The following is a 3135-nucleotide window of genomic DNA, read 5'->3' as shown; positions in this document are numbered from 1 at the left end:
CGCCAGCACCGCCCCCAGCGCGAACACGTCCGCCGCGGGCCCCGCCTCCGCCCCCGCGCGCACCTCCGGCGCCGCCCAACCGGGCACGCCCGCGCCCCGCGCCAGGCCGGAACCGGTGATCCGAGGGCCCCGCGCGGCCAGCACCACACATTCCGGCGTGAACTCCCGGTGCGCCACCCCCTGCGCGTGGAGCGCCGCCAGCCCCTCCGCCAGCGCGGCCAGCAGCCGCCGGCAGGTCGGCGCGGGCAGCGGCCCCCGCCCCGCGACCGCGCGGGCCAGCGTCGGCCCGGCCGCGTACTCCGTCGCCAGCCAGAACGGCGGCGCCGCCAGCGAGGCGTCCACCAGGTCCGCCGTGTGCGCCGACCGCACCGCCCGCAGCAGCTCCGCCTCGCGCTTGAACCGGGCCAGCGCCTCCGGATCCCCGGCGGTCTCCGCCCCGACCACCTGTACCGCCACCAGCCGCCCCCCGGGCGACCGCGCGAGGTACACCCGCCCCAGCGCTCCGGCACCCAGCCGGGCCAGCAGGGCATGCGCCCCCACCTGGGCGGGGTCGGTGTCTGTCAGGGCTTCCACCCGCCAGAGGGTGCCACACGGACTTCCCCGCCCGGCAGGGGGGTTGACCGGCCCCGCGGGCCGGCCCGCCGTCAGGCGCGCGGCGCCACGAAAAGGCTCTGCGCCCCCCTGCCGAGCGGCCCCTTCTCGTCGTGCAGGACCGAGTCCGCGAGCCCGATCCCCGCCGGGTCCACGCTCGTCCGCGCCTGCACCCCGACCCACTCGCCCGCCGGGTGCCGGTGCAGGTGCACCGTCAGGTCGCTGTTGACGAAGACGTACCGCCCGAAGTCGACGGCCGCGCTGATCCCGTTGCCGGAGTCCGCCGCGACCAGCACCCGGTCCAGCGCCCCGACCGGCTCCCCCTCCACCAGCGGCACCCGCATCCGCATCCAGCACGCCCCCGGCCCCGGCTCCGTGAAACCCCCCTCGGCGAACCGCATCTCCATCGCCGTGTGGTACCCCCGCTCCCACGGCACCGCGTAGAACGGCGACTGCGCCAGCGACCCCGGCGGCGGCAGCCGCGGCCCCTCCGCCACCGCCGGCACCAGACCGTCCCCGGCCACCCGCACCCGCAGCGCCCGCGCGACCACCGCCGGCTGCGCACCCTCCTCGACGAGACCGCCCGCTGGACCGCCGCCGACGCCGGCACCCTCACGGCCGACCTCGACCTCCCCGACCTCCGCGGCCGCATCAACACCCTCCTCCTGGAAACCAGCGAACTCGTCCGCGCCGAGGCCCCCGGCCGCCGCCGCAACCACCGCGGCGCCGACCTCATGGGCGCCCGCCTCGCCGGAGCCGACCTGCGCGGCGCCAACCTCCGCGGCGCCTACCTCATCGCCGCGGACCTCTCCGGAGCCGACCTCCGCCTCGCCGACCTCATCGGCGCGGACTTCCGCGACACCGACCTGCGCGGAGCCGACCTGCGCGACGCCCTCTTCCTCACCCAGGCCCAGCTCGGCGCCGCACGGGGCGACAGCGGCACCAGGATTCCGCCCGACCTCACCCGTCCCGCCCACTGGGATTGACGGACCATCCGACCATCGGACCGTCAGACGAACACACCGTCACCACCGCAGGTCAGGGCCCCGGACGGGCCAAGCCCCGGGACACCGGGCAAAGAAGCCCGTCAAGTCGACGTATGACCGGGGTTTCATCAGCGAAGATAGTGGGTGACCCATGCCGTCGGCACGGGCTACCGGAACTACCCGTACAGGGGCGGTGAGTTACATGATCCTGGCAGCCGAAAAGGGCGACATCACCACCATCATCGGCGGAATCGCCCCCAACTGGGGGCCCTTCGGCAGTCTCGGCAACGAGGCGAAGATCATGATCGAAGTGATCATGGCGGTCGCCATCCTCCTCTGCCTCGGCATCGCCATCTGGGGCGCCGCCAAGCAGCGCATCGGCGCCACCGCACTGCGCGACACCTTCAGCGCCGAACAGGGCAAGGGCCTGATCGTCGCCGGCCTCACCGGCGTCTTCATCATCGGCTCCCTCGGCACGCTGTTCACCATCGTCTACGGAATGGCCGTCTAGCCGGACCGCCCGCCGGATCCGGACCAGGGCCCGATCACCACCACACCGCAGCCACGCGGGAACCAGCACTACCGTCGTACGACGCGGAGGGGGCGGACAGGCAATGAGCAACGACGACCAGTACGGCGGCGGCCACGGCGACGTCGGCGGCACGGGCCAGACCCGCACCCGCCTCCCCGAGGCCGACACCGACCCGTACGGCGCCCCCCGCCGCACCCCCCGCGCCTCGCGCAGCCTGGTCACGGTGGTCGGCGTGGTGGTCCTGCTGATCGCCGCCATCGCGTTCGCCAACCAGTCCGGCGACACCCCCGACCGCGCCACCACGGCCGACACCCCGGCCACCCCCCCCACATCCCCCACCGGCACCCGCCCGGTCGACGGCAAGAACACCGGCATCCCGACGGGCTTCCCGGCAGACCAGCAGGGCGCCCAGTCGGCCGCGACGAACTACGCCGTGGCCCTGGGCTCCGACGGCATGTTCAACACCGCCCGCAGACACGCCATCGTGGACGCCGTCGCGGACGGGTCCTCCCGGGCCGGACTCCAGGCCGGCTTCGACGCCGACTACTCCGCCGGCCTGCTCGCCCAGATCGGACTCACCAAAGACGGCCTGGCCCCGGCCGGCGCCACCTTCGTCAGCCGCACCGTCCCCGTCGGCACCAAGGTCACGTCCTTCGCCGCCGACACCGCCTCCGTCGACGTCTGGTGCATCGGCATGTTCGGCCTGACCGGCGAGAAGTCCACCCGACCCGTGACCAGCGGATGGTTCACCATCTCCATGACCCTCAAGTGGAACGGCTCCGACTGGAAGGTCGCGGAAACGACCCAGAAGGACGGCCCCACCCCCGTCACCGGAGACAACCCGGTGTCCACCTCCGGCGAGATCGGCAAGGCCGTCACCGAATTCGGAGGGTTCACCTATGCCCGGTAGCCGCACGCTCCCGCTCCGCCGCATCGGCGCCGCAGCCGCCGCAGCGCAGACGGCCCTGATCCTCCTGGCCGCGCGCGCGACGGCCGCACCCACCCCGCCCCCGGGCAGCTCACCCT

Annotated in this window: 4 protein-coding genes and 1 pseudogene; 3 read left to right on the top strand and 2 right to left on the bottom strand. The window is 74.4% G+C overall.

Going from position 1 to position 3135, the window contains the following annotated elements; genetic code table 11:
* Together EF903_RS30930 and EF903_RS35640 are read right to left on the bottom strand one after the other, a co-directional pair.
* Positions 1-573, bottom strand: a 573-nt coding sequence (locus EF903_RS30930; RefSeq protein ID WP_148142621.1) for a protein kinase domain-containing protein, incomplete at its 3' end; no start/stop codon positions are given.
* 71 nt (positions 574-644) lie between these two features.
* Positions 645-998 carry a hypothetical protein gene (locus tag EF903_RS35640; RefSeq protein ID WP_399422069.1) on the bottom strand — a complete coding sequence of 118 codons (354 nt, stop codon included), beginning with the start codon at positions 996-998 and terminating at the stop codon, positions 645-647.
* Positions 999-1139: 141 nt separating this feature from the next.
* On the opposite strand from EF903_RS35640, the pseudogene EF903_RS35635 reads away from it, so the two are divergent.
* The 3 genes and pseudogenes from EF903_RS35635 to EF903_RS30910 form a co-directional block, all read left to right on the top strand.
* Positions 1140-1577: pseudogene (locus EF903_RS35635) on the top strand (pentapeptide repeat-containing protein); the annotation flags it as partial.
* A 202-nt stretch (positions 1578-1779) separates the two neighbouring features.
* Positions 1780-2088 carry a hypothetical protein gene (locus tag EF903_RS30915; protein WP_125548292.1) on the top strand — a complete coding sequence of 103 codons (309 nt, stop codon included), beginning with the start codon at positions 1780-1782 and terminating at the stop codon, positions 2086-2088.
* A 103-nt stretch (positions 2089-2191) separates the two neighbouring features.
* Positions 2192-3019 carry a hypothetical protein gene (locus EF903_RS30910; RefSeq protein WP_125548291.1) on the top strand — a complete coding sequence of 276 codons (828 nt, stop codon included), beginning with the start codon at positions 2192-2194 and terminating at the stop codon, positions 3017-3019.
* Positions 3020-3135 lie beyond the last annotated feature (116 nt).

It is taken from the genome of Streptomyces sp. WAC05292 (assembly GCF_003949955.1).
In the GTDB taxonomy this organism is placed as follows: Bacteria; Actinomycetota; Actinomycetes; order Streptomycetales; family Streptomycetaceae; genus Streptomyces; species Streptomyces globosus.
Note: the sequence above shows the minus strand (reverse complement) of the source record. Positions and strands in the feature narration are given on the sequence as shown.

Excerpts from the sequence above, each read along its gene's own strand:
- EF903_RS35640 (WP_399422069.1), bottom strand. The coding sequence starts at position 998 with ATGGAGATGCGGTTCGCCGAGGGGGGTTTCACGGAGCCGGGGCCGGGG.
- EF903_RS30915 (WP_125548292.1), top strand. The coding sequence starts at position 1,780 with ATGATCCTGGCAGCCGAAAAGGGCGACATCACCACCATCATCGGCGGA.
- EF903_RS30910 (WP_125548291.1), top strand. The coding sequence starts at position 2,192 with ATGAGCAACGACGACCAGTACGGCGGCGGCCACGGCGACGTCGGCGGC.